Raw genomic sequence first — 25,869 nt, 5'->3', positions numbered from 1 at the left:
GATATCCCCACAGGGCTTGGGGACATCCGACAGGCTCCTCGTGAGCCGGGCCCCCGTGTGGAGTTACGAGCTCCGGCGGGGGCCCACCATTTCTGGTGGCTCAGCAGGTAGCCGGATGTCCCCTTCCACGGTGGGGACATCCGACGGGCTCCTGATGAGCCGGGCCCCCGTTCGGAGTTAGCAGCTCCGGTGGGGGCCCACCAATTTCTGGTGGCTTGCGAGCTAGCCGGATATCCCCCACGGACCTGGGGACATACGACAAACACCCGCTGATCCCAAGTACAGCACACCACCCCCCGACCCGGCACCACGATCTCCCGCACTTCACACCCCCGCCCGCCGCCGCCCCGTACTCCCCCGCTCCGTCACCCTCGCCGCCAGCAGCGTCGACCCCGGCGCACGCTCCCCGCTCAGCTCCCGCAGCAGCAGGTGCACCGCCCGTGCCCCCATCTCCGCGGTCGGCAGCGCGGCGGATGTCACGGGTATTCGGATCGACTCGGCGAGGTCGTCCGGGCAGATCGCGGTGAGGGACAGGGTGTCCGGGACCCGTAGGCCCTGTTGTTCGAAGGCGTCGAGGAGGGGGGTCAGGGCCGCATCGTTGTGTACTACGACGCCGGTCAACGCGGGCTGTTCGCGGAGTAGTTGTTCGGTGAGCGCGTGTGCTGCCGTCGGTGAGGCCTCGCAGGGGTGGATGGTGGAGGTGAGCCGGTGGCGGTCGGCGGCGGTCGTGAAGCCCTGGATCACTCGCTGGGCGGACGCTGTCCCGCGCACGTACACCTCCGGCGGCGGGCCCACCAGCGCCACCACCCGGTGCCCGAGCCGCGCCAGATGGTCCACGCAGGCCTCCGCCGCCGCCCTGAAGTCCAGGTCGACGCAGGTCAGGCCGTCGGGGTCGGCCGGTAAGCCGATCAGGACCGAGGGGCGGTCCAGGCGCCGGAGCAGGGGGAGCCGTGGGTCGTGCAGTTGTACGTCCGTCACGATCAGGCCGTCCGCCAGCCCCGTTTCCGCGACCCGCCGCGGTCCCTCCTCCTGGGTCAGCAGCAGTACGTCATGGTCGTGGCGCCGTGCCGCGGTGACCACCGACTCCGTGAGGCGGGTCAGTGACGGCACGTCGATCCCCTTTCGCAGCGGCGCCGCCAGCGCCAGGACGCGGGACCCGCGTCCATGCGGGCGGTAGCCCAGCGCGCGGACGGACTCCTCGACGCGGCGCCGGGTCTCGGCCGAGATCGGGCGCTTGCCGCTCAGCGCGTACGACACCGTGCTGGGGGAGACCCCGGCGTGCCGCGCCACATCCGTGATCCGCACCATCAGGCCGGCTCCAACGTCAGCAGCCCCGTCCCGGCCGGCGCCCGCACCTCCCGCTCACCCGCCGCCAGCCCCCAGGGCCCGGCCGGGTCGCTGCACGACGCACGCAGCGTGTCCCCTTCGCGTACGACCGTGAAGGCCACCTCCCCGACCCGCACCACCCGCCGCTTGCCCTCCTCCAGCCCGTACGCCCGCAGCGTCACCCCGTGGGCATGGTCGTAGTCGGGCCGGTCGGCCACCGCGCCCACCGGGATCACCGCACCCGGCCGCACCAGCAGCGGCACGCTCAGGACGTCGTGGTGCTCGCGCACCCAGCGAGGGCCGGTGACCGTCCGTCCGGTGAGGTAATGGGTCCAGGTGCCCTCTGGGACGTAGTAGGTCACCTCGCCCTCGTCGCTGAAGACCGGGGCCACCAGGAGGTCCGGGCCGAGCATGTACTGCCGTTCCAGGTGCGCGCAGCCGGGGTCGTCCGGGAATTCCAGCACCATCGCCCGCATCATCGGTACGCCCTCGGTGTGGGCGGTGCGGGCGGCCTCGTACAGGTAGGGCATCAGGCGCAGTTTCAGGTGGGTGAAGTGGCGGGCCACGGCCACCGATTCCTCGTCGAAGAGCCAGGGGACGCGGTACGTCGACGAGCCGTGCAGGCGGCTGTGGGAGGAGAGCAGGCCGAAGGCCAGCCAGCGTTTGAAGAGGGCCGGGGACGGGGTGCCCTCGAAGCCGCCGATGTCGTGGCTCCAGTAGCCGAAGCCGGACAGGCCCAGGGACAGGCCGCCGCGCAGCGACTCCGCCATCGACTCGTACGTCGCCTCGCAGTCGCCGCCCCAGTGCACCGGGAACTGCTGACTGCCCGTCGTCGCCGAGCGGCCGAAGACCACCGCCTCCTCCTCGCCGCGGTGCTTGCGCAGGACGTCGAAGACGGTGCGGTTGTAGAGGTAGGTGTAGTAGTTGTGCATGCGTTCCGGGTCGGAGCCGTCGGACCAGGCCACATCCAGGGGGACGCGTTCGCCGAAGTCCGTTTTGAAGCAGTCGACTCCCTGGGCCAGCAGCGCCTCCAGTTTCGACGCGTACCAGTCGCGGGCCGCGGGGGACGTGAAGTCGACCAGGGCCATGCCGGGTTGCCACATGTCCCACTGCCAGACACTGCCGTCCGGTCGCCGCAGCAGGTGGCCCAGGGCCCTGCCCTCCTCGAACAGCGATGAGCGCTGGGCGATGTACGGGTTGATCCAGACGCTCACCCGCAGGCCCTTCGCCTTCAGCCGGGCCAGCATCCCCTCCGGGTCGGGGAACACTCGCGGGTCCCACCGGAAGTCGCACCAGTGGAACTCCCGCATCCAGAAACAGTCGAAGTGGAAGACGGAGAACGGGAGTTCGCGCTCCCGCATGCCGTCCACGAAGGACGTCACCGTCTCCTCGTCGTACGACGTGGTGAACGACGTCGACAGCCACAGGCCGAAGGACCAGGCGGGCGGGAGTGCCGGGCGGCCGGTCAGGGCCGTGTACTTGCGGAGGATGTCCTTCGGGGTCGGGCCGTGGATGACGTAGTACGTCAACTCCTGTGTCTCCGCGCTGAATTGGGCTCGCGATACGACCTCTGAGGCCACCTCGAAGGAGACCTTGCCCGGGTGGTCGACGAAGACGCCGTAGCCCGCGTCGGTGAGGAAGAACGGCACGTTCTTGTACGCCTGCTCGCTGCAGGTGCCGCCGTCGGACTGCCAGATGTCGACGACCTGACCGTTCCTGACCAGCGGGCCGAAGCGCTCGCCGAGGCCGTAGACGGAGGTGCCGACCCGGAGGTCGAGCTGCTCGCGGAGGTGGTGCGCGCCGGTCGCGTCCCGCATGATGCCCATGCTCTTCGGGCCGCTGGAGGTGAGGGTGCGGCCGTCGGCGACGAAGTCCACCCGCCAGGGGCCGGTGCGTGCGAACCGGACCGACAGGGCGCCCGAGGTGAGGGTGGCGTGTTCGGGGTCGTAGGAGGTGTGGGGCGTGGTCGCCTCCTGCTCGGCCAGCTCGAACTCCGGGCCCTGGGACGTCCCTCCCGTGAAGTGCGTCAAGGTCAGGCCGATGACGTCCGGCATCGGGGAGTGTGCCCTGATCGTCAGGACCGGTCCCGTCATCAGGTCGCCGCGGGAGCGGATGGGGCGGGTCGGCGCGTGGATCTCCAGGGCGCCGTTCTGCTCGATGACGTCGAGGACCTCGGCGGGGTGGGCCGCGGTGACGCCCTCGCGCAACAACCAGTAGCCGTCGGTGAACTTCATGTGGGTCCTTATGGGGGGTCCCGTTGGGGGAGGGTGTCGAAGCGCTTCGACTGGCGGAGGTACGGGCGAAGGTATGTGCGACCCCGGGGTGAGTCAATGGGGCATGGCGGGAAGGGGGCAACCATGACGATGACTACGACGGCCGCCGCGGCGCCGATCGTGACGGGGAGTCCGTTACTCGGCTCGATGAGCGACCTGCTGAACGACCCCCTCGCCGCCTACCTCCGCGCCCGCCGCGACCACGGCGACGTGGTGCGCTTCCGCGCCGGTCCGCCGGGTCTGCGGTCCGACATCTACGCGGTGTTCTCCGCCGAGGGCGCCCAGCAGATCCTGGCGACGCAGGCGGCCGACTTCCGCAAGGACAACGTCTTCTACGAGGAACTGCGCCAGTCCGTCGGCAACGGGCTGCTCACCAGCCAGGACGACACCTATCTACGTCAACGGCGGCTGGTGCAGCCGCTGTTCACCCGGCGCCGGGTCGACGGCTATGCGGGCCAGGTGGGGGAGGAGGCGGCCGCGCTGGCCACCGCGTGGCGCACGGAGTCGGGCGGGAGCGTCGAACTGGTCGGTGAGATGCGGCGGTTCGCGCTGCTCGTCATAGGCCGCATTTTGTTCGGGACGGATGTGAAGAAGGCGCTCGACGTGGTCGAGCGCACCCTGCCGCCGCTCCAGGAGTACTCCCTCAAGCGCGGCTTCTCCCCGATCAAGGCGCCGCGCAGCTGGCCCACCCCCGCCAACCGTCGTGCCGTACGCCGGCAGACCGAGCTGTTCGCCCTGTGCGACGAGATCATCGACAGCCGCCGGGACCGGGGCGACCGGGACGACCTCGTCACCCTCCTCGTGCACGCCGAGAACGCCGAGGACGGCAGCCTCGACGCCGCCGAACTGCGCGAACAGGTACTGATCTTCCTCCTCGCCGGCCACGAGACCACCGCCACGGCGCTCGCCTTCGCCCTGCACCTTCTCGCCCGGCATCCCGAGCAGCAGGCGCGGGTGCGGGAGGAGGTGGACGGGGTGCTCGGCGGCCCCGGAGGGCGGGCGCCGACGGCCGCGGACATGGGGGAGCTGCCGTATCTGACGATGGTGGTGAAGGAGGCGATGCGGCTGTATCCGTCCGCGCCCGTGGTCGGGCGGCGGGCCGTCGCCGACGCGGAGGTGGGGGGTGTGCGGATACCTGCGGGTGCGGATGTGCTGGTCAGTCCCTGGGTCACCCAGCGGCATCCCGATTACTGGGTGGATCCGGAGCGGTTCGATCCTCTGCGGTTTACGCCGGAGGCGGAGGCTGCGCGGCCTCGGTATGCGTGGTTTCCCTTTGGGGGTGGGCCTCGTGCCTGTATCGGGCAGCACCTGTCGATGTTGGAGTCGGTGCTTGGGCTGGCGGTGCTTTTGCGGGAGTTCGGGTTCGAGGATGAGGGGACGGGATCGGTGCCGTTGGGGGCGGGGGTTACGTTGATGGCCAAAGGGCCTGTGCGGGTGGGGATTTCGCCGCGTTAGGGGTTGATGCGAGGGCGATTAGTAGTGCTGTTGCCGCTGCTGCCACCGGTACGCCGTAACCCGCCGTCGGTGTCACTTGCTCGACCACCCATCCTCCCGCCGCACTCCCGCCCGCGATGCCCCCGAGCAGCGCCGTCACCGCCAGCGTCATGCCCTCGTTCAGGCGGTCGCCCGGCGTGCGGTGCTGGATCAGGGTCATGTTGGTGATCATGGTGGGGGCCGTGGCCATCCCGGCGATCAGCAGGGTCGCGGCCAGGAGTGTGAGCGAACCGGTGACGGTTGCGGCGAGCAGCGGGAGCGTAAGGAGTGTGGTCATCGCGGCGATGCACCACGGGTAGCGGTGCTCGGGGCGGCCGGTGAACTTGAGCCGGCCGTACAGCAGGCCCGCCGCGCAGGAGCCGACCGCCTGGAGGGCGAGTACCGCGCCGGCCGCCGTGCGGTGGCCCGTCGCGTCGGCGAAGGCGATCGTGACGACCTCCGTCGATCCGAACACGGCACCCATGGCGAGGCAGACGGCGAGGAGCGGGGGTATGCCGGGGGCGCGTAGGGGTGCGGTGGCCGTACGGCGTCGTGGTGGCGGCTCCGTCGAGCGCTGGGCCGCGAAGGCCAGTACGCCTGTCGTCAGGAGGGCTACGGCGACCAGCGTGCCCGCCTCCGGGAAGAACGTCCCGCACAGGAAGGCCGCCAGTACCGGGCCCAGCATGAAGCACAGCTCGTCGGCGGCCTGCTCGAAGGAGTTGGCGGTGTGCAGGGCGTCGGGGTCGCCCCCCAGCAGGTGGGCCCAGCGGGCGCGGGACATGCCGCCGGTGTTGGGGGTGGTCGCGGTGGCGGCGTACGCGGCGAAGAGGGTCCAGGCCGGGGCGTCGGTGTGCACGCACAGCACCAGGGCGAGATTGCCCAGTGCGGCGATGAGGGTGGCGGGTACGGCGACGCGGGCCTGGCCGTGGCGGTCGACGAGGCGGGCGGTCCAGGGGGCGACCAGTGCCGTTGCCGCCAGGCCGGTCGCGGTGACGGCGCCGGCGAGGGCGTACGACCCCCTCGTACCGGCGATCATCACGACCGCGCTCACGCTGAACATGCCCATCGGGAGGCGGGCGATCAGGTTCGCGAGGGTGAAGGCGCGGGTGCCGGGGCGGGTGAAGAGGCGGCGGTACGGGCCGGGCGGGCGGTCGCGGGTCCGGGGGGCGAGGTCGACGGCGACGAGGGTGTCGGCGGTGACGGTGAGCAAGGGGGCGGGGTTGGTGGGTCGTTGCGGCATGGGTCCACCGTCGCCGCGAGTCGATCACGGGGTCCAACACCTGATCGGTGGGGATTGACGCACCTGGGTTGTAGGTTCCCGCGTATGACCGCCGACCTCGACCCCCGACTCCTGCGTGCCTTCCTCGCCGTCGCCGAGGAAGTGCACTTCACGCGGGCCGCGGCTCGGCTGTACGTCGCCCAGCAGGCGCTCAGCCGGGACGTACGGCGGCTGGAGCGGGAGTTGGGTGCCGAGCTGTTCGTGCGGACGACGCGGCAGGTCACGCTCACGGCCGACGGCGCGCGGCTGGTGCCGTACGCCCGCCGGGTGCTCCAGGCGCAGGAGGAGCTGCTCGCCGTGTTCGGGCAGGCGCGTGCTCTGCTGGTGGACGTGAACTCGCCGGGGCTCGGCACCCCGCGGCGCGTGCTGCACCGGGCCCGTGCGCTCGCGCCCGAGCACGAGCTGATGGCCCGCTACGAGAGCGGTCTGACGGGGGCGGCCGGGGAGATCGTCGCGGGACGGCTCGACGCGTCCTTCGGCCGGTTCGCGGGGCTGGACCCGGCGCTGCGGGCGGGCCTCGACCATCAGCCGGTGCGCTACGAGCCGATGGCGATCCTGCTGCCCGAGGACGACCCGCTGGCCGAATCGGATCGGGTGCCGCTGGCCGCGCTGGCCGGCCGGACCGTGTACGCCGGGGCGGGAAACGCCCGTACCCCGGAGTGGACGGACCTCGCGCACCGGCTGTTCGAGGGGCGGGGCATCACGGTTGACGCCCCCGCGCCGCTCGCCGTGGGTGACGAGGAGTTCCGGCGGATCATGGCGAAGACACGGACCCCGGTTCTTGTCGTCATCGACTTTCCGGCCATGCCCGGGACCGTGCTGCGGCCCTTGATCGATCCCGTGCCCCTGTCACCCGTGTCACTGGTGTGGCGCAAGGGGCTGGTGCACCCGGCATTCGACGCACTTCGACGCGCTGCGGCCGAGGTCGCGGCCGAGGAGGGGTGGCTGCGCAGGCCCTCGGACGGTTGGATTCCGGCCATTGATTCAGCCACTATGGCCCCGCGCAATTGACACGCGGCAACCACGAAACCTCCGCGTGCGCTACATTCTTGGCCTGAGCACGTTGTGGTAAAGGGGGGCGCTCGGCCGGGTGGGGGCTCGGTACGGCGACGGGTGCTCAGTGTCGTACGCGCACCCAGAACAGTCCCGTGGGGGGATGTGCGTGCGTGTGAAGAAGTGGCGAGAAGACGCCCAACCGGAGTGGCCCGACGTGTCATCAGGGTCCGGCTCCGGGGGCGGTGCTTCCGCGAGGGGTTCGAGGGCTGACACCCAGGCCTTCCCGGCGACCGGGGAGACCGAGGTGGCCGGCATGCCCGGTCAGGGCCGTCACTCCCGAGCCGTAGCGAGGGAGAGGGAGACGGAGATACTGCACGGTGCCGGGCGTTCCTCCAGGGACGCCGACGAGACGGAGATCCTGCGCGGCGTGCCCGGCACGTCCGCGTCCGACGCCGACGAGACCGCGGTCCTTCCGTCGGTCGCCGGGACGGCGGAGAGACGCGTCCCCGGCGACACGGCGGCGGACCCGTCCCGGCCGGCTCCCGACGGGAAGGGCGGCGCCTGGTCCGCCTTCGATCGGCCGACGGCCCGTGGGAGACACGCGGGATCCCGGTCCCCGGTACCTGGCGAGACACCTGGCGAGACGCGGGCTGTGCCCACGGTTCGTGATCCGTGGAACGACCCGTGGAGCGAGTCGGAGCAGCGCGAGGGGGTGCAGGCGCCGCCCGCGCGGGTCGGCATATCCGGCGACTCCGGCGCACCCGAGCAGTCGCAGACGCCGGCGGGGGCCGGTGCGCGCGGTATATCCGGCAGACCCGGCGCATCGGGCGCGTCGGCCGCATTCGACGAGCCCGCCGGCCCCGGCGACCCCGCCGCGACCCACGACCCGCACGAGGTGACCGTCCAGCTCGACGCCGTCGCCTTCCAGCGGGACCACAGCTTGCGCGCGGCCGGTGACGGGCCGGGCGGGGGCGAGGGCTCCGACGGGCCGGTGTTCGTCGATGAGTCGGGGCGGCGTAGCCGTCGCTTCCGGCGTATCGGCATGGCGGTCGGTCTCGCCTGCGCGGTCTACGCCGTCGTCATCGTCGCCACTCTGCTGTCCGGCAACTCCGACGCGCCCTGGCTGCCCGTCGAGGGCCCCAGGGAGAAGCCGGCCGGCAAGGTCGACACCTCGCCGCTGCCCGCGGAGTCGGCGCCGCAGCCCTCCGCCACCGGCAGTGTCTCGCCGGGGACTTCGCCGACGGCGAGCACGGGCACGACCCCGTCCCCCGGCGCGAGCGCCACCGCGCCCGGCGCGTCGGCCACCGCCGAGAACCCCGGCACCTCGGCCGACCCGAAGACGAGCGCCCCCAAGCCCACCACCGACCCGGGCACGGATCCCACCGTGGATCCCGACCCGACCACCCAGCCCACCACCAGCGACCCCGACCCGAGCCCGACGGACGGCGGCGGCCCCACCGAGGAGCCGACCGATCCCGCGACCACCGAAGGGCCCGCAGCCGGGCCGGTCGCGAACGGCCCGAGCGATCCCACGCCCATCGCGCAGGAGCCGGACCTCGACGCCGCCGCGCCCGCCGCCTCGTCCCCGGAGTACACCCTCTGATGGCAACCCGCACCCGCCGTCACGGGCCCGCGACCGGAGCCCCCGACGGCTCCCGGCGCCGCCGTGTGCCCATGCGCCTGCTGCTGCCCTCGCTCGTCCTCGTCGCGCTGATGGCGATGCTGATGCTGCGCGGGTACGTCCACAGCGAGATCCTGGCCGATCACCGTGTCAGTCCGCCCGCCTCCTCCGACCAGGTGCCGGAGAAGATCCTGGACGGCGGCCCGGTCATCGACACCCGCAGTGGCCGCACCGAGAGCCTCACCCTCCAGGACCACCGCCTCGTCCTCACCTTCGACGACGGCCCCGACCCGACCTGGACGCCCAAGGTGCTGGACGTGCTCAAGAAGCACGACGCGCACGCCGTCTTCTTCGTCACCGGGACCATGGCCTCGCGCTATCCGGACCTGGTCCGGCGCATGGTCGACGAAGGCCATGAGATCGGCCTGCACACCTTCAACCACCCCGACCTGTCCTTCCAGTCGAAGAAGCGCATCGACTGGGAGCTGTCCCAGAACCAGCTGGCGATCAGCGGCGCGGCCGGCATCCGCACCTCCCTGTTCCGTCCGCCGTACTCCTCCTTCGCCGACGCCATGGACAACAAGTCCTGGCCGGTGACCGAGTACATCGGCAAGCGCGGCTACATCACGGTCGTCAACAACACCGACAGCGAGGACTGGCGCAAGCCCGGCGTCGACCGGATCATCCGTAACGCCACGCCCAAGGGCGGCAAGGGCGCGATCGTCCTCATGCACGACTCCGGCGGCGACCGGCACCAGACCGTCCAGGCGCTGGACACGTTCCTGCCGGACATGAAGGCCGACGGCTACGAGTTCGACAACCTCACCGAGGCCCTCGGCGCCCCCAGCGCCCACACCCAGGTCACCGGCCTCGACCGGTGGAAGGGCAGGGCCTGGATCTTCCTCGTCCAGGCCTCGGACAACATCACCGGCGTACTGGTGGTCGGCCTGGCGGTGATCGGGTTCCTGGTCATCAGCCGGTTCGTGCTGATGCTGCTGCTGTCGGCCGTCCACGCCCGCCGGGTGCGCCGCCGGGGCTTCCGCTGGGGCCCGCCGGTCACCGAACCGGTGTCGGTGCTGGTCCCGGCGTACAACGAGGCCAAGTGCATCGAGAACACCGTCCGGTCGCTGATGGCGAGCGAGCACCCGATCGAGGTCATCGTCATCGACGACGGATCGAGCGACGGCACGGCCCGGATCGTCGAGGCGATGGGCCTGCCGAACGTCCGCGTCGTACGCCAGCTCAACGCGGGCAAGCCCGCCGCCCTCAACCGCGGCCTGGCGAACGCCCGCTACGACATCATCGTGATGATGGACGGCGACACCGTCTTCGAACCGGCGACGGTACGGGAACTGGTGCAGCCCTTCGGTGACCCCGAGGTGGGCGCCGTCGCCGGCAACGCCAAGGTCGGCAACCGCGATTCGCTGATCGGCGCCTGGCAGCACATCGAGTACGTGATGGGCTTCAACCTCGACCGCCGTATGTACGACATGCTGCGCTGCATGCCGACCATCCCGGGCGCGGTCGGCGCCTTCCGCCGCTCGGCCCTGGAGCGGGTCGGCGGCATGAGCGACGACACGCTCGCCGAGGACACCGACATCACCATGGCGATGCACCGCGACGGCTGGCGCGTCGTCTACGCCGAGAACGCCCGCGCCTGGACCGAGGCCCCGGAGTCGGTCCAGCAGCTGTGGTCACAGCGCTACCGGTGGTCGTACGGCACCATGCAGGCGATCTGGAAGCACCGCAAGGCACTGGTGGAGAAGGGCCCCTCGGGCCGCTTCGGCAGGGTGGGCCTGCCCCTGGTGTCCCTGTTCATGGTCCTGGCCCCGCTACTGGCCCCGCTGATCGACGTCTTCCTCCTCTACGGCCTGGTCTTCGGGCCGACGCAGAAGACGATCGGCGCCTGGCTGGGCGTCCTGGCCATCCAGGTGGTCTGCGCGGCCTACGCCTTCCGCCTGGACAAGGAACGCATGACCCACCTCATCTCCCTCCCGCTCCAGCAGATCCTCTACCGCCAGCTCATGTACGTCGTCCTGCTCCAGTCCTGGATCACGGCCCTCACCGGCGGCCGCCTGCGCTGGCAGAAGCTGCGCCGCACCGGCGTGGTCGAGGCGCCCGGCGGACCCGTGCCGCGGCAGCGCTCGGCGGGCACGCGTGAGGGCGATCGGAGGCCGGTCGGATGACGCACGATCCCGTATGGCAGACGGCGCCGTACGCCGTACCGCCGCAGCGTGCTACGGCACTGGCCGCCGCGTTCGACGAACCCGCGGCTCCCGAGGAACCGGCCCGGCCCGCGCCGCCCAAGAAACCGGGCCGGGACCGCTATCTGGACCTGCTGCGGACCATCGCCCTGGTCCGCGTCGTCGCCTACCACCTCTTCGGCTGGGCCTGGCTGACGGTGCTGTTCCCGTCCATGGGCGTGATGTTCGCGCTGGCCGGCTCGCTGATGGCACGCTCCCTGAACCGCCCCGCCTGGGGTGTGATCAGGGGCCGCGTCCGGCGCCTGCTGCCTCCCCTGTGGGTGTTCAGCGCGGTGGTGCTGGCGATGATGTTCGCGGGCGGCTGGAACCCGGTGAAGGACCCGGACCACGGCGGCACCTGGGCCCTGGTCGACCTGATCAACTACATCGTCCCCATCGGGGCACCGCCGTTCCCGTGGCACATCGGCTCTCAGTCGGGCCTGCTGGAGGACACCTGGGCGGTGCAGGCGGCGGGCGTGCTGTGGTACCTGCGCGCCTATCTGTGGTTCGTCGTGGCGTCCCCGCTGCTGCTGTGGGCGTTCCGCCGGGCACCGTGGCCGACACTGCTCGCCCCGCTCGGCCTGACGGCGGTGGTGGGCACGGGACTCGTCTCCATCCCCGGCGAAACGGGCAACGCGGTCACCGACTTCGCGGTCTACGGCAGCTGCTGGGTCCTGGGCTTCGCCCACCACGAGGGCTTCCTCGCGAAGATCCCGCGCTATGTCGCCGTCTCCTCCGCGGCCCTCGTGATGGCCTTCGGCCTGTGGTGGGCCTCGGGCCATCTGGGCCCCGACGGCTGGGACCTCAACGACATCCCGCTGGCCCAGGCCACCTGGTCCTTCGGTTTCGTGGTGATCCTGCTCCAGTACTCCCCGTCCTGGCAGGAACTCCCCGGCAGACTCGCCAGATGGGACAAGCTGGTGACCCTCTCCAACAACCGAGCGGTCACCATCTACCTCTGGCACAACCTCCTGATCATGGCCACGGTCCCGATCCTCGACCGCCTGTACGAACTCCCCTTCATGCAGGACGAACGAGCCACTTCGGCACTCGACTCGACATACATGATCTGGATGTTCTTCCTGGTCTGGCCCCTGATCGGCCTGGCGATCCTGACCGTGGGGTGGGTGGAGGACATCGCGGCCAAGCGGAGCCCACGGCTCTGGCCGAATGGAACCAAGGAGAGAACGAAGAAGGGAACGAGGAAGGGAACGCGCCACCGGGCTCGGTGATGTCAGTGGCACATGGAACACTGACCGGGTTGCGCGCGTGAACGGAGCTGCCGGGGTGGGCCGGTGGGAGTGGGGTGGCTGGTGAGTAAGCGGCAGGTGCAGAAGATGCTGCGGTTGATCGCGAGTGGGCAGCCTGTCGAGCTCACCAGTCCCATGGCGTCCGTGAAGAAGCTCGCCCGGCTCGCCTTCATCGCCCAGCAGTTCGGGTACGAGTACATGGACGTACGGCAGAGCGGCGGGCGCAACAACGCGCTCGTGATGCTGATCGTGCCCGACCCCAGCCCTCAGGCCCGTGCTCGCGCCGCGCAGAACTGGGCGCAGTATCCGAACGCCGGTGACGGGGTGTCCGTGCCGCCGCTCGTGCCCGACGCGCATGAGCTCCTCAAGGCCCGCATCAACTTCGACCTCACCGGCAAGCACGCCGAGAAGAAGATGTGGTGGGCGGCGGGTGGCATCACCCTCGGGTGTGTGCTCGGCGCCGTCAAGGCCGGAGGGGACGGGGACGCCGTTCTCTTCGCCGGGCTCGGATGGGTCGGGCTCATCGCCCTGCTCGGGATCGGGCTCGCCGTGACCCGCAAGCGCAACGCCAAGTTCGCGGCCCGCCTCCAGGCCGCCGGCTTCTCGCCGGTGACCGAGCAGGGTGGGCGGGTGCGGTATCTGCCGCCGGGCGGGCAGATGCCGGGGCACGGGAATCCGTTCGGCGGGACCGGTTCCTACGGTCAGCAGCCCACTCCTGGTTCTTACGGTCAGCAGCACGCCCCCACCCCGGGTCCCTACGGCGGTCAGCCCGCGTACCCCGCCCAGCCCGCCCCGTACGGCAACCCGCCCGCCCCGGCCCCCGGCCCCTACGCCCAGCAGCAGCCCCAGCCCCAGCCACCGCAGCAGCCGTACGGCCACCCCCAGCCCTACCCGCAGCAGCCGCCCTACCCCCAGCAGAACCCCCACTGGCAGCCCCCGCAGCAGTACTGACGCCGCCCCTATATAGGGGGCACCGCCGACGAACCTCTCATCCCCCCTCCCCACCCGGTGAGAGCAAAGTTCCTTTCCGGTCACTCGGTGCCACAGCGTGGAAACGCGCCCTCCCTACCTTCGGGATCAGCCACTCGTAGACGTGGTGCGACCGAGCCCGAAGACCGTGGAGGCGACATGACTGCCCCTAGCCCAGCCCCCGTCGCGAGTAGGGGAGGCCGCTGGATCGAGCACTGGGACCCCGAGGACGAGACCTTCTGGAACGAGAAGGGGGAAAAGGTCGCCAAGCGCAACCTCTTCTTCTCCGTCCTCTCCGAGCACATCGGCTTCTCGATCTGGACCCTGTGGTCCGTGATGGTGTTGTTCATGGGGCCGGAGTACGGGCTCACCCCCGCCGACAAGTTCACCATCGTGTCGATGGCCACGCTGGTCGGCGCCGTCGTCCGGGTGCCGTACACCTTCGCCGTCGCCGTCTTCGGTGGCCGGATGTGGACGGTCGTATCGGCGAGCCTGCTGCTCGTGCCGACCGTCGCCGCGTTCGCCGTGATGGAGCCGGGGACGTCGTTCGGCACCTTCCTGGTGTGCGCGATGCTCGCCGGTGTCGGCGGCGGCAACTTCGCCTCCAGCATGACCAACATCAACGCCTTCTTCCCGCTGCGGAAGAAGGGCTGGGCGCTGGGCCTGAACGCCGGCGGCGGCAACATCGGGGTGCCGGTGGTGCAGCTCATCGGGCTCGCGGTCATCGGCGCCAGCGGCGGCCCGCGGCTGCTGCTCGGGATCTACATCCCGTTCATCGTGATCGCCGCGGCCCTCGCCTGGCTGAAGATGGACAGCATCGCGTCGGTGAAGAACGACACCGGTGCCGCCAAGGATGCCGTGAAGGACGCCCACACCTGGATCATGTCCTTCCTCTACATCGGGACGTTCGGGTCGTTCATCGGGTACAGCTTCGCGTTCGGGCTGGTCCTGCAGACGCAGTTCGGGCGTACGCCGCTCCAGGCCGCCTACGTCACCTTCATCGGCCCGCTGCTCGGCTCGCTGATCCGTCCCGTCGGCGGCTCCCTCGCCGACCGGTTCGGCGGTGCGAAGATCACGCTGTGGAACTACGTCGCCATGGCCGCCGCGACCGCCGTCATCATCGTCGCCTCGATGCGCGAGTCGCTGCCGCTGTTCACCGTCGCCTTCATCGCGCTGTTCGTGCTGACCGGGCTCGGCAACGGCTCCACGTTCAAGATGATCCCCGGGATCTTCCATGCGAAGGCGCTGGCCAAGGGGCTCCAGGGTGAGGAGGCCGCAGCCTACGGCCGCCGGCTCTCCGGCGCCTCCATGGGGCTCATCGGCGCGGTGGGCGCGCTCGGCGGTCTCGGCATCAACCTCGCCTTCCGCCAGTCCTTCCTCAGCGTGGGTTCCGGCACCGGCGCCTTCGTCGCCTTCCTCGCCTTCTACGGGGTCTGCTTCGTGGTCACCTGGGCCGTATACCTTCGCCGCCCGGCCGCCTCCCAGACCCACGCCACATCGACCACGGAGGCAAAGCCGCAGCTCAGCTATGCCGAGGTGTGACGTAACACTGCTGACATGAAGCCGAACCGAGCCTGTCATGGACCGTTGACAGGCTCGTTCGGCATGCAGGTGTGACCACCCTGGGTGAAGTCAGGAACTCCCTCGGTGCGACCGCCTGGCGCAAGCACCACGACTCGAGTGCGGGACGAGAGTTATGTACGACGACGAACTGAAGCAATCCGAACACGGGCCCCTCGCCGGGTTCACCGTGGGCGTGACCGCCGCGCGCCGGGCCGACGAGCTCGGGGCGCTGCTTCAGCGTCGCGGCGCCGCCGTCCTGCACGCCCCTGCCCTGAGGATCGTGCCACTGGCCGACGACAGCGAGCTGCTCGCGGCCACCAAGGAGATCATCCAGCGGACACCGGATGTCGTGGTCGCCACGACCGCGATCGGGTTCCGGGGGTGGATCGAGGCCGCCGACGGGTGGGGCCTCGGCGAGGACCTGCTGGGGCGGTTGCGCGGGGTGGAGCTGCTCGCGCGCGGCCCCAAGGTCAAGGGCGCGGTACGGGCCGCCGGGCTGACCGAGGACTGGTCGCCGTCGAGCGAGTCCATGGCCGAGGTGCTGGACCGGCTCCTTGAGGAGGGCGTCGACGGGCGCCGTATCGCCATCCAGCTGCACGGGGAGCCGCTGCCCGGGTTCGTGGAGGCGCTGCGGGCCGGGGGCGCGGAGGTGCTCGGGGTGCCGGTGTACCGGTGGCTGCCGCCGGAGGACATCGGGCCGGTGGACCGGCTGCTGGACGCGGCCGTGTCCCGCGGTCTGGACGCCGTGACCTTCACCAGCGCACCGGCCGCGGTGTCCCTGCTGTCGCGGGCGGAGGAGCGGGGGCTGCTTCCGGAGCTGCTCGCCGCCCTCTCCCATGACGTCGTTCCGGCCTGTGTCGGGCCGGTCACCGCGCTGCCGTTGCAGGCCCAAGGCGTCGATACGGTCCAGCCCGAGCGCTTCCGGCTCGGGCCGCTGGTGCAGCTGCTCTGCCAGGAGCTTCCCGGGCGGGCGCGGTCGCTGCCGATCGCCGGGCACCGGGTGGAGATCCGGGGGCACGCGGTGCTGGTGGACGGTGGGCTGCGGCCCGTGCCGCCCGCGGGAATGTCGCTGCTGCGGGCGCTGTCGCGGCGGCCGGGGTGGGTGGTGTCGCGGGCCGAGCTGCTGCGGGCGCTGCCGGGGGCCGGGCGGGACGAGCATGCCGTGGAGACGGCGATGGCTCGGCTGCGGACGGCTCTTGGGGCGCCGAAGCTGATCCAGACGGTGGTGAAGCGGGGGTATCGGCTGGCGTTGGATCCGGCCGCCGACGCGAAGTACGCGGACGCGTAGGGGGGTTTTCGCCCCCGCCGCCCCTACCCGTCCCGTCCCCGGGGGCTGCGCCCCCGGACCCCCGCTGTCGGCCCTGAACGGGCCTTGTCCTCAAACGCCGGACGGGCTGGATGATGCCGACCGGCGATGGAAAGCCCCGCCCATCATCCGGCCGTACCGCACCAACCCCCGCCCCAGACACCCCACCGCCACCGTCGACAGCACCGCCCGCAGCACATTCCACGCCAGCCACGGATCCTCGAACTTCTCCCGCAGCTCGGCCGGATCGTCGGCGTCCTTCAGGCTCTCGTTCAGCGGGATGTTGAAGGCGACGGTGATCAGGAAGGCCGCGCCGTACGCGATCAGGGCCGCCCACACCCACCACCGGTACTGCTGCCCGCGCACCTGCCACGCCGATACCCCCGTCAGCAGCAGTGCCCCGAAGAAGCTCAGGAAGAACACCGGGTTCTCGAAGGCGTCGTTGATGTCGCGCATGACCTCGACGTACGTCCGGTCGTCGCTGCGTGCCAGGCCCGGCATCACCCCGCAGGCGAAGATGTAGAAGGCCCCGGCGATCAGGCCCATGGCGACCGTGGCCGCGACCATGACGGTTCCCACGACTGTGCTGTTGCGTGTCATGCCTTCAGTCAACGGATCCGCACACGACCCGACCATGGCCGTCACGCGCAGCCCCATAAGCGGTCGTCCAGCGCCAACCTCCGGTACGAGGGGTTCCGGGCCCGCCCCTGGGCAGGCACTGTGGGAGAGAGACGGTTGACCCCTGGGCGGTGACAGGCACATGGCACTGGGTATGGCCACGGACCCGTATGAACTGCGGTTCGGCGCCGGGCGGATCTGTCTGGATCTGCTCGCGACCACGCACCCGGAGGAACGGTTCGACTCCGTCGAGGTGCTGTGCGCCTGGATCGTCGGCGCCGGTCTCGTCCCGCCCGGCACCCCGCTGGCCCACGCCGGCGCCGCGTGGCTGGTGGACTTCCGTGAACTGCGCGGACTTGTCGGGCAGTTGGTGCGCGGCACTCTCGTCCCCGAGCCCTGGCCGTCGTACGGCATCGCGCTCGCCCGGGTGAACGACATCGCCCGCGCCGCACCCCCGGCCCCCTGTGCCGTACGGGCTGAGGACGGCACGCTGGTCCGGCGGTTGGATCATCCGCCGGAGTGCGCCGCGCTGCTCGGCGCGGTCGCCCGGGACGCGCTGGAACTGCTCACCGATCCCGTCGCGCGGGCCGGACTGAGGGAGTGCGAGGGGGACAACTGCCCGATCGTTTATCTCGATACGTCCCGGGGGCGCAGGAGGCGCTGGTGCTCCAGTGAGGTCTGCGGGAACCGCGAAAGGGTGGCCCGGCATCGTCGTCGGGCGGCGGTCGCACGGGCCTGACAGTCCGTTATGCGGCTTCTGTGAAACGGCCGTCGAAGTGATTTCGATTACATGTCGTTTACCTACGCGACCGTAGGGAAGCCTCGAATCGATCTTGCCGATGTGACGGATATGTAAAGATCGCGCGGTGGGAATGTGCTGCCATGTCCCGCTCGTCACGTCACTCCGAAGAAAACTGTCGCCTCGGTTTGAACACTCAACGCACCCCTTCCGTACGGGTAGTCGAGCGACCGACTGGGGGAACCCCCGGACATCGGAGGTGGGCGTGCGCAAGGATTCCGTCGTGGCCAATGAACGTGGATCGAGGGCCCGACATCGCATGTCCCAGCCCTCGGAACCTGATGAGGAGCTGATGCGTGCGCTGTACAGAGAGCACGCCGGACCCCTCCTTGCGTATGTCCTTCGACTGGTCGCCGGTGACCGGCAACGAGCAGAGGACGTTGTGCAGGAGACGCTCATCCGTGCCTGGAAGAACGCCGGACAGCTCAATCGAGCGACCGGATCGGTACGCCCCTGGCTGGTGACGGTCGCCCGGCGCATCGTCATCGACGGCCACCGCAGCCGGCAGGCCCGGCCGCAGGAGGTCGATCCGTCGCCGCTGGAGGTCATCCCCGCGGAGGACGAGATCGACAAGGCGCTGTGGCTGATGACGCTGTCGGACGCACTCGACGACCTGACCCCCGCCCACCGGGAGGTGCTGGTCGAGACGTACTTCAAGGGACGTACCGTCAATGAGGCGGCCGAGACGCTGGGCATACCCAGCGGCACCGTTCGCTCAAGGGTTTTCTATGCCCTTCGGTCGATGAAGCTGGCTCTGGAGGAGCGGGGGGTGACGGCGTGATGAGTGTGTACGGGGGAAACCAGGGATTCGGGATGGGCGGTTCGGGTATGTCTGGGTCCATGAGCCCCATGCAGGGACATCCGGGCCCGAACGAGCACGAAACCGTCGGTGCCTACGCCCTCGGCATTCTCGACGACGCCGAGGCAACCGCTTTCGAGGCCCACCTCGCGACCTGCGAATGGTGCGCCCAGCAGCTGGACGAACTCGCGGGGATGGAACCGATGCTGGCCGCCCTCGCGGACCTGCCGGGTTCCGGTTCGCCCGCGATCGGCGAGTCCCTGTCGGCGAAGCCCAGCCCGCGCATCGTGAACAACCTCGTCGACGAGATCGCCGAGCGCCGCGCCCAGAAGCGCCGGCGCAGCTTCTACATGGTGGCCGCGGCGGCCGCGCTGATCGTCGCCGGCCCCTTCGCCGCGATCGCGACGACCGGCACCGACTCGGACGGCGGCAGCGGCACCAACGCGACTCTCGCTGCCAACCCCGCCAGGGACCTGTTCAACGGCATCGCCGACAAGGTCAAGGGCACCGGCTCGGGCGGCAAGGTCACCGCGACCGTGGCCCTCCAGGAGAAGGCGTGGGGCACCGAGACGGCCCTGGAGCTCAGCGGCGTCAAGGGCCCGCTCAAGTGTTCCATGATCTTCGTCAGCAAGGACGGCGAGCGTGAGACCGCCGCCTCCTGGTCCGTCCCGAAGTGGGGCTACGGCATCCCGGACGCCAAGACCGAGCAGGCCAGGAACCCGCTCTACGTCAGCGGCGGAGTGTCCATGTCCCCGAGCGACGTCGATCATGTCGAGGTCATGACCTTCGACGGAGAAAAGATCGCCGAGGTCGACGTGTAGTCGACGTAGCTTTTCCGGGTCCCCTTCGCGTACGGTTGACGGCTGCCCAGCACGTCAGAAGGGGGCCCGGTGGCCGCTCAGGCTCAACAGGAAACCGCGCTCGACTCCCTGCGAGACCGAGAGATCGGCGTCGAACAGGAACACCTGGACCGGGTGTACCGACGCCTTGAGGAGAAGATCCACGAGGCCGAGTTCCTGATGAACGACGCGGCCAAGCGCGGCCAGGTCGGCACGCCCGGCGCGCTCGCCGAGCGGGACGCCCAGGTCTTCCGGGCCGGCGTTCACCTCAACCGGCTCAACAACGAGTTCGAGGACTTCCTCTTCGGCCGTATCGACCTGCTCCTCGGCAAGGACGGCAAGAAGGGGCCCGACGGCGCCTACACCGCCGTCGAACCCGCCGAGGGCGCGGTGCGCGACGACAACACCGCCGATATCGCCGAGACCCTGCACATCGGCCGTATCGGTGTCCTCGACGCCGACTACGCCCCGCTCGTCATCGACTGGCGGGCCCCGGCCGCGGCGCCCTTCTACCGCTCCACCCCGGTCGACCCGGGGCGGGTCGTAAGGCGCCGGGTCATCCGCTCCAAGGGCCGCAAGGTGCTCGGCGTCGAGGACGACCTGATGCGGCCCGAGCTCAAAGCTTTCCTCGGCGACCACGAACTGCCCGTCATCGGCGACGGCGCCCTCATGGCCGCCCTCGGCCAGGCCCGCACCCACACCATGCGGGACATCGTGGCCTCCATCCAGGCCGAGCAGGACCTGGTCATCCGCGCCCCCGCCGCGTCGGTGACCTACGTCGAGGGCGGGCCGGGGACCGGAAAGACGGCGGTGGCACTCCACCGCGCCGCCTACCTCCTCTACCAGGACCGGCGCCGCTACTCCGGCGGCATCCTCATCGTCTCGCCGACCCCGCTGCTGGTGGCGTACACCGAGGGCGTGCTCCCGTCGCTCGGCGAGGAGGGCCAGGTCGCCATCCGCGCCATCGGCTCCCTGGTCGACGGCGCCGAGGCCACCTTGTACGACTCGCCGTCCACCGCCCGCGCCAAGGGCTCGTACCGGATGCTCAAGGTGCTGCGGAAGGCGGCGCGGGGGGCGCTGGAGCGGGGGTCGACGGGTGGGGCCGGACGCGCCGGGCAGCTTGCCTTCGGCGACGACGCCGACGAGCCCTCGGCCCCCGCAGGAACGCCCACCCGGCTGCGGGTGGTCGCCTTCGGGCGCCGGCTTGAGCTGGAGGCCGGGGAGCTGGAGCGGATCCGCCGTAACGCCCTCGGCGGCACCGCACCCGTGAACCTGCTGCGCCCGCGCGCCCGCAAGCTGCTGCTCGACGCCCTGTGGGCGAAGTCCGGCGGCGCCTCCCGGCACACCGACCCCGAACTCGCCGCCGAGCTGCGCTCCTCCTTCGACGAGGACGTGATCTCGGAGGACAGTTTCATCGCCTTCCTCGACGCCTGGTGGCCCGAGCTCACCCCGAAGGCGGTCCTCGCGGCGATGGCCGACGAGCGCCGCCTCGGCCGCTGGGCCCGCCGGATCCTCAACCCCGGCGAGATCCGCAAGGTGGCCCGCTCGCTCCGGCGCAGCGGCCTCAGCGTGCACGACATCGCCATGCTGGACGAGCTCCAGGCGATCCTCGGCACCCCGTTCCGCCCGCGGAAGAAGCGTGAGCTCGACCCTCTCGACCAGCTCACCGGCCTGGAGGAGCTGATGCCGGTGCGCGAGGAGTCGCAGCGCGAGCGCGCCGAGCGGCTGGCGGCCGAGCGGGTCGAATACGCCCATGTCATCGTCGACGAGGCCCAGGACCTCACGCCGATGCAGTGGCGCATGGTCGGCCGCCGCGGCCGGCACGCCACCTGGACGGTCGTCGGCGACCCGGCCCAGTCGTCCTGGTCCGACGTCGACGAGGCCGCCGAGGCCCGCGACGAGGCCCTCGGCACCCGCCCGCGCCGCCGCTTCCAGCTCACCGTGAACTACCGCAACCCGGCCGAGATCGCCGACCTCGCCGCGAAGGTGCTGGCCCTCGCCATGCCGGGCTCGACATCCCCGACGGCGGTCCGCTCCACCGGCGTCGAACCGCGCTTCGCCGTCGTACGGGACTCCCTCGCACAGTCCGTCCGCGAGGAGGCCGCCCGGCTGCTCGACCGCGTCGACGGCACGGTCGGTGTCGTCGTCGCGATGAACCGCAGGGAAGAGGCCGCGCGCTGGCTCGCCGGGCTCGGCGACCGGGTCGTGGCGCTGGGCAGCCTGGAGGCCAAGGGCCTGGAGTACGACGCCACGGTCGTCGTGTCCCCGGCCGAGATCGCGGACGAGTCACCGGCCGGGCTGCGGGTGCTGTACGTGGCGCTGACCCGGGCCACCCAGCAGCTGACGGTGGTGTCGGGGGAGCGCGACGAGCCGGACGCGTCCGGGGTCCCGGACCTGCTCAGGGATTGATCCGAATGAACCACGGTTACGGGAATGGCCTTACGGGATCCGTTTGTTAGCCTGGGTGTGGCACCGGCCCGATCCAAGCCCCCGGGCCCAACCTTCGTCGCTACGAGCGACCACTTGCCGCGAGGCGAGCATGGCGGGTCGGTGTCATGAACGTAAGAAAGAGACCCACGTCATCATGTGACGTGGGTCTCTTTTGTTGCGAAGACGTGGCGAACAATACGTTCGCAATCCACGCCCGGCTAACTCCTACTCAGCGGTAGGTGCGACGATCGGACGGCATACAGCGACACCCGGTGAAAGCAGAGGAAGTCGGCCATGGCAACGGCGCCCAGCGTCTCCTACTCGATGACGGTCCGGCTGGAGGTGCCCGCGAGCGGAACCGCGGTCTCCCAGCTCACCACGGCCGTCGAGTCCCACGGAGGCTCGGTCACCGGCCTCGACGTCACCGCCTCCGGGCACGAGAAGCTCCGGATCGACGTCACCATCGCCGCGACCTCCACCGCGCACGCCGACGAGATCGTCGAGCAGCTGCGCACCATCGAGGGCGTCACGCTGGGCAAGGTCTCGGACCGTACGTTCCTCATGCACCTCGGCGGCAAGATCGAGATGCAGTCCAAGCACCCCATCCGCAACCGTGACGACCTGTCCATGGTCTACACGCCGGGTGTGGCCCGCGTCTGCATGGCCATCGCCGAGAACCCCGAGGACGCCCGCCGCCTCACCATCAAGCGCAACTCCGTTGCGGTTGTGACGGACGGCTCGGCCGTGCTGGGCCTGGGCAACATCGGCCCGAAGGCCGCGCTGCCGGTCATGGAGGGCAAGGCGGCCCTGTTCAAGCGGTTCGCCGGGATCGACGCCTGGCCGATCTGCCTCGACACCCAGGACACCGACGCGATCGTCGAGATCGTGAAGGCGATCGCCCCGGGCTTCGCGGGCATCAACCTGGAGGACATCTCCGCCCCGCGCTGCTTCGAGATCGAGGCCCGCCTGCGCGAGGCCCTCGACATCCCCGTCTTCCACGACGACCAGCACGGCACCGCGATCGTCGTCCTCGCCGCCCTGACCAACGCACTTCGTGTCGCGGGCAAGGCCATCGAGAACATCCGCGTCGTCATGTCCGGCGCGGGCGCCGCCGGTACGGCCATCCTCAAGCTGCTGCTCGCCGCGGGCGTGAAGAACGCCGTCGTCGCCGACATCCACGGTGTCGTGCACGCCGGCCGCGAGGACCTCGTCAACGCCGCCGCCGACTCGCCGCTGCGCTGGATCGCTGACAACACCAACCCTGAGGGTCTGACCGGCACGCTGAAGGAGGCCGTGCGCGGCGCGGACGTCTTCATCGGCGTCTCCGCCCCGAACGTCCTCGACGGCACCGACGTGGCCGCCATGGCGGAGGGCGCGATCGTGTTCGCGCTCGCGAACCCGGACCCCGAGGTCGACCCGGCAATCGCCCGTCAGACGGCGGCAGTTGTGGCCACCGGCCGCTCCGACTTCCCGAACCAGATCAACAACGTGCTGGTCTTCCCGGGCGTCTTCCGCGGTCTGCTGGACGCCCAGTCCCGCACGGTCAACACCGACATGATGCTCGCGGCCGCGAAGGCGCTGGCGGACGTGGTGACCGAGGACGAGCTGAACCCGAACTACATCATCCCCAGCGTCTTCAACGATAAGGTCGCCGGCGCGGTCGCCGGGGCCGTGCGCGAGGCCGCGAAGGCCGTGTCCGCCGAGTAGCGGACGGGGTGACGGTGCCTCACAGCCCCGGTAAGTGTGTGTGGGCTGTGAGGATCGCCACGGCAAGCCCTTGCGACGGCGCGTCGTGGAACCTGGGGCCTTGGGACGCCGTTTATCGTGACGGCCAAGCTCGGGCCCTCTCTTCGTGTGACTCCGAAGGGTGTTCTCACGACTCCTCCGGGCGCCGGATTGGCTTTCCCGCCGCAGGTAGGGGCAGGATGCGTCTCTGGGCGCGAGGGTCTGACCGAGGACCCGGGTCCGGTGACCCACCGAGGACCCTGGCAGCATCGACATCGCTGTGCCCGACATGCGGCTCCGCCGCGTGGCACGCCTCAAGGCAATTGAACACGGGAGTAAGAACATGAACCGCAGTGAGCTGGTGGCCGCGCTGGCCGACCGCGCCGAGGTGACCCGCAAGGACGCCGACGCCGTTCTGGCCGCCTTCGCCGAGACCGTCGGCGAGATCGTCGCCAAGGGCGACGAGAAGGTCACCATCCCCGGCTTCCTGACCTTCGAGCGCACCCACCGTGCCGCTCGCACCGCGCGCAACCCGCAGACCGGCGACCCGATCCAGATCCCCGCCGGCTACAGCGTGAAGGTGTCCGCGGGCAGCAAGCTCAAGGAAGCCGCCAAGGGTAAGTAAGGGCGCCTGATCGCCGCGCAGGCTCGGCGCCGTGGGCGACTGCGGGTCCGTCGTGGTTCTCGCGCAGTTCCCCGCGCCCCTGAGGGGCACGCAGTAACGCCGATGGGGCGGCCACCTGAAGTTCAGGTGGCCGCCCCATCGGCGTTACTGCTTACCGTTTGTCAGCCGAGCGCCTTGCCCGGCAGTTCGACCTTCGCGCCGAGCTCGACCAACTTCTCCATGAAGTTCTCGTAGCCCCGGTTGATGAGGTCGATGCCGTGGACGCGGGACGTGCCCTGGGCGGCGAGGGCCGCGATGAGGTAGGAGAAGCCGCCGCGCAGGTCGGGGATGACGAGGTCGGCGCCCTGGAGCTTCGTGGGGCCCGAGACCACCGCGGAGTGCAGGAAGTTGCGCTGGCCGAAGCGGCAGTGGGAGCCGCCGAGGCACTCGCGGTAGAGCTGGATGTGGGCGCCCATCTGGTTCAGCGCGGAGGTGAAGCCGAGCCGGGACTCGTAGACCGTCTCGTGGATGATGGACAGGCCGGTCGCCTGGGTGAGGGCCACGACCAGCGGCTGCTGCCAGTCCGTCTGGAAGCCGGGGTGTACGTCCGTCTCCAGGGCGATGGACTTCAACTGGCCACCGGGGTGCCAGAAACGGATGCCCTCGTCGTCGATCTCGAAGGCACCGCCCACCTTCCGGTAGGTGTTGAGGAACGTCATCATCGAGCGCTGCTGTGCGCCGCGGACGTAGATGTCGCCCTCGGTCGCGAGCGCCGCGGACGCCCAGGAGGCGGCCTCCAGACGGTCCGGCAGGGCGCGGTGGTTGTAGCCGCCCAGCTTGTCCACACCGGTGATGCGGATCGTGCGGTCGGTGTCCATCGCGATGATGGCGCCCATCTTCTGCAGAACGCAGATGAGGTCCTCGATCTCGGGCTCCACGGCGGCGTTGGAGAGCTCCGTGACGCCCTCCGCCAGGACCGCCGTCAGCAGCACCTGCTCGGTCGCGCCCACCGACGGGTACGGCAGCCGGATCTTCGTGCCGCGCAGCCGCTGCGGAGCCTCCAGGTACTGCCCGTCCGCCCGCTTCTCGATCGTCGCGCCGAACTGCCGCAGCACCTCGAAGTGGAAGTCGATCGGACGGCCGCCGATGTCGCAGCCGCCGAGGCCGGGGATGAAGGCGTGGCCGAGGCGGTGCAGAAGGGGGCCGCAGAACAGGATCGGGATACGGCTGGAACCCGCGTGGGCATCGATGTCAGCGACGTTCGCGCTCTCCACATGCGACGGATCCATCACCAATTCGCCCGGTTCCTCACCCGGACGGACCGTCACCCCGTGCAGCTGGAGCAGTCCACGCACGACTCGCACGTCACGGATGTCCGGCACGTTGCGCAGTCGACTTGGCTCACCGCCCAGCAGAGCGGCGACCATTGCCTTCGGTACGAGGTTCTTCGCACCGCGGACACGGATCTCGCCCTCCAGCGGGGTTCCGCCGTGGACAAGCAGGACATCGTCGTTGACGGTCATGTATCTCGCGTTCCGATGAGTTGGGCAGGGGCCAGGAGGGAAAGGGTAATCGCCGCCGACCCCCCTTCAGTAAGCCCAAGTACGGCTCAGGAACGTCATAGCTCTGTCACAACACGAACGGTTCACCGCCGGGCACGAGCGGTCACCATGACGGCCGTGCGCCGGTGACGCTTCTGTCCGCCCTGAGCTGCGTTCACTCACGAACCGGCATTGCCTCCCCATGCGGAGGGAAG

19 protein-coding genes are annotated in these 25,869 nt (G+C 70.4%); 14 read left to right on the top strand and 5 right to left on the bottom strand.

The genetic code is table 11. The features are described from left to right. Positions 1-324 precede the first annotated feature (324 nt). Positions 325-1,308 carry a LacI family DNA-binding transcriptional regulator gene (locus IE325_RS37355; protein WP_190074610.1) on the bottom strand — a complete coding sequence of 328 codons (984 nt, stop codon included), beginning with the start codon at positions 1,306-1,308 and terminating at the stop codon, positions 325-327. Further along, the gene (gene yicI / locus IE325_RS37350) at positions 1,308-3,560 is read right to left on the bottom strand and encodes an alpha-xylosidase (protein ID WP_190074609.1); all 2,253 of its coding nucleotides are present in this window, start codon (positions 3,558-3,560) and stop codon (positions 1,308-1,310) included. Before yicI ends, IE325_RS37355 begins: the two co-directional genes overlap by 1 nt. Before the next feature lie 123 nt (positions 3,561-3,683). Here yicI and IE325_RS37345 point away from each other — a divergent pair, with 123 nt between their 5' ends. Then, positions 3,684-5,054 (top strand): cytochrome P450, encoded by a 1,371-nt coding sequence (locus IE325_RS37345; RefSeq protein WP_190074608.1) that lies wholly within the window; start codon positions 3,684-3,686, stop codon positions 5,052-5,054. Here the strand turns inward: IE325_RS37345 and IE325_RS37340 are convergent. After that, positions 5,005-6,312 (bottom strand): MFS transporter, encoded by a 1,308-nt coding sequence (locus tag IE325_RS37340; protein ID WP_190074607.1) that lies wholly within the window; start codon positions 6,310-6,312, stop codon positions 5,005-5,007. The genes IE325_RS37345 and IE325_RS37340 overlap by 50 nt on opposite strands. A gap of 84 nt (positions 6,313-6,396) precedes the next feature. On the opposite strand from IE325_RS37340, the gene IE325_RS37335 reads away from it, so the two are divergent. From IE325_RS37335 to IE325_RS37305, 7 genes are all read left to right on the top strand, one after another. Beyond that, positions 6,397-7,362, top strand: a complete 966-nt coding sequence (locus tag IE325_RS37335; protein WP_190074606.1) for a LysR family transcriptional regulator — start codon at positions 6,397-6,399, stop codon at positions 7,360-7,362. 298 nt (positions 7,363-7,660) lie between these two features. Beyond that, positions 7,661-8,950 (top strand): hypothetical protein, encoded by a 1,290-nt coding sequence (locus IE325_RS37330; protein ID WP_190074605.1) that lies wholly within the window; start codon positions 7,661-7,663, stop codon positions 8,948-8,950. Further along, positions 8,950-11,154, top strand: a complete 2,205-nt coding sequence (locus tag IE325_RS37325; RefSeq protein ID WP_190074604.1) for a bifunctional polysaccharide deacetylase/glycosyltransferase family 2 protein — start codon at positions 8,950-8,952, stop codon at positions 11,152-11,154. The genes IE325_RS37330 and IE325_RS37325 overlap by 1 nt, the downstream gene beginning before the upstream one ends. Further along, the gene (locus IE325_RS37320; protein WP_190074603.1) at positions 11,151-12,443 is read left to right on the top strand and encodes an acyltransferase family protein; all 1,293 of its coding nucleotides are present in this window, start codon (positions 11,151-11,153) and stop codon (positions 12,441-12,443) included. Before IE325_RS37325 ends, IE325_RS37320 begins: the two co-directional genes overlap by 4 nt. Before the next feature lie 81 nt (positions 12,444-12,524). After that, complete coding sequence (locus IE325_RS37315) at positions 12,525-13,412, top strand: hypothetical protein (RefSeq protein ID WP_190074602.1); 888 nt, start codon at positions 12,525-12,527, stop codon at positions 13,410-13,412. A gap of 177 nt (positions 13,413-13,589) precedes the next feature. Next, positions 13,590-14,972 (top strand): nitrate/nitrite transporter, encoded by a 1,383-nt coding sequence (locus tag IE325_RS37310; RefSeq protein ID WP_190074601.1) that lies wholly within the window; start codon positions 13,590-13,592, stop codon positions 14,970-14,972. 154 nt (positions 14,973-15,126) lie between these two features. Continuing rightward, on the top strand, positions 15,127-16,281 hold the full coding sequence (locus IE325_RS37305; protein WP_190074600.1) for a uroporphyrinogen-III synthase: 1,155 nt from the start codon (positions 15,127-15,129) through the stop codon (positions 16,279-16,281). A gap of 90 nt (positions 16,282-16,371) precedes the next feature. Here the strand turns inward: IE325_RS37305 and IE325_RS37300 are convergent, their stop codons facing one another. Further along, complete coding sequence (locus IE325_RS37300) at positions 16,372-16,899, bottom strand: anthrone oxygenase family protein (protein WP_229912282.1); 528 nt, start codon at positions 16,897-16,899, stop codon at positions 16,372-16,374. A 160-nt stretch (positions 16,900-17,059) separates the two neighbouring features. Between IE325_RS37300 and IE325_RS37295 the strand changes: the two genes are divergently transcribed. The 6 genes from IE325_RS37295 (at position 17,060) to IE325_RS37270 (ending at position 24,134) form a co-directional block, all read left to right on the top strand. Beyond that, the gene (locus IE325_RS37295) at positions 17,060-17,656 is read left to right on the top strand and encodes a CGNR zinc finger domain-containing protein (RefSeq protein WP_190074598.1); all 597 of its coding nucleotides are present in this window, start codon (positions 17,060-17,062) and stop codon (positions 17,654-17,656) included. Between the two features lie 319 nt (positions 17,657-17,975). Beyond that, positions 17,976-18,497, top strand: coding sequence for a sigma-70 family RNA polymerase sigma factor (locus IE325_RS37290; protein ID WP_010039908.1), 522 nt, complete (start codon positions 17,976-17,978; stop codon positions 18,495-18,497). A 59-nt stretch (positions 18,498-18,556) separates the two neighbouring features. Beyond that, positions 18,557-19,336, top strand: a complete 780-nt coding sequence (locus IE325_RS37285) for an anti-sigma factor family protein (RefSeq protein ID WP_308437706.1) — start codon at positions 18,557-18,559, stop codon at positions 19,334-19,336. Between the two features lie 69 nt (positions 19,337-19,405). Next, on the top strand, positions 19,406-21,763 hold the full coding sequence (locus tag IE325_RS37280; RefSeq protein ID WP_190074596.1) for a HelD family protein: 2,358 nt from the start codon (positions 19,406-19,408) through the stop codon (positions 21,761-21,763). 315 nt (positions 21,764-22,078) lie between these two features. Further along, complete coding sequence (locus IE325_RS37275; protein WP_190074595.1) at positions 22,079-23,491, top strand: NAD-dependent malic enzyme; 1,413 nt, start codon at positions 22,079-22,081, stop codon at positions 23,489-23,491. Positions 23,492-23,852: 361 nt separating this feature from the next. Then, positions 23,853-24,134 carry an HU family DNA-binding protein gene (locus tag IE325_RS37270; protein WP_007382399.1) on the top strand — a complete coding sequence of 94 codons (282 nt, stop codon included), beginning with the start codon at positions 23,853-23,855 and terminating at the stop codon, positions 24,132-24,134. Positions 24,135-24,295: 161 nt separating this feature from the next. Here the strand turns inward: IE325_RS37270 and murA are convergent, their stop codons facing one another. Further along, the gene (murA, locus tag IE325_RS37265) at positions 24,296-25,636 is read right to left on the bottom strand and encodes a UDP-N-acetylglucosamine 1-carboxyvinyltransferase (protein WP_190074594.1); all 1,341 of its coding nucleotides are present in this window, start codon (positions 25,634-25,636) and stop codon (positions 24,296-24,298) included. Positions 25,637-25,869: the final 233 nt, after the last annotated feature.

It is taken from the genome of Streptomyces lanatus (genome assembly GCF_014655715.1).
GTDB classification, from domain to species: Bacteria; Actinomycetota; Actinomycetes; order Streptomycetales; family Streptomycetaceae; genus Streptomyces; species Streptomyces lanatus.
Note: the sequence above shows the minus strand (reverse complement) of the source record. Positions and strands in the feature narration are given on the sequence as shown.